Origin of the sequence: Streptomyces sp. SID5643, from assembly GCF_009872555.1 — a bacterium.
GTDB lineage: Bacteria > Actinomycetota > Actinomycetes > Streptomycetales > Streptomycetaceae > Streptomyces > Streptomyces iakyrus.
The window spans coordinates 1-905 of record NZ_WWIC01000223.1; the positions used below are offsets into that span (position 1 = coordinate 1).

Consider the following 905-nt stretch of genomic DNA (forward strand, 5'->3'; position numbering starts at 1 on the left):
CTCCAGCAGATCGCCGAACTGACCGCCTCCGGCTGCCAGATCGTCCGGGTCGCCTGCCCCACGCAGGACGACGCCGACGCGCTGGCGACCATCGCCCGCAAGTCGCAGATCCCGGTCATCGCCGACATCCACTTCCAGCCGAAGTACGTGTTCGCGGCCATCGAGGCGGGCTGTGCGGCGGTCCGCGTCAACCCGGGCAACATCAAGCAGTTCGACGACAAGGTCAAGGAGATCGCCAAGGCGGCCCGGGACCACGGCACCCCGATCCGCATCGGTGTCAACGCCGGCTCCCTGGACCGCCGCCTGCTCCAGAAGTACGGCAAGGCGACCCCCGAGGCCCTCGTCGAGTCGGCCCTGTGGGAGGCGTCCCTCTTCGAGGAGCACGACTTCCGCGACATCAAGATCTCCGTCAAGCACAACGACCCGGTCGTCATGATCGAGGCGTACAAGCAGCTCGCCGCCCAGTGCGACTACCCGCTGCACCTCGGCGTCACGGAGGCGGGCCCGGCCTTCCAGGGCACCATCAAGTCGGCCGTCGCCTTCGGCGCGCTTCTCTCCCAGGGCATCGGCGACACCATCCGCGTCTCGCTCTCGGCGCCCCCCGCCGAGGAGGTCAAGGTCGGCATCCAGATCCTCGAGTCGCTGAACCTCAAGGAGCGTGGCCTGGAGATCGTCTCCTGCCCGTCCTGCGGCCGCGCCCAGGTCGACGTCTACAAGCTGGCCGAAGAGGTCACCGCCGGCCTCACCGGCATGGAGGTCCCGCTCCGCGTCGCCGTCATGGGCTGCGTCGTCAACGGCCCGGGCGAGGCCCGCGAGGCCGACCTCGGTGTCGCCTCCGGCAACGGCAAGGGCCAGATCTTCGTCAAGGGCGAGGTCATCAAGACCGTCCCCGAGTCCAAGATCGT

At 68.8% G+C, this 905-nt stretch carries 1 protein-coding gene; it reads left to right on the forward strand.

Annotated elements, in window-relative coordinates:
• A partial coding sequence (ispG, locus tag GTY56_RS24945; RefSeq protein WP_161367565.1) for a flavodoxin-dependent (E)-4-hydroxy-3-methylbut-2-enyl-diphosphate synthase occupies positions 1-905 on the forward strand: 905 nt, incomplete at both ends.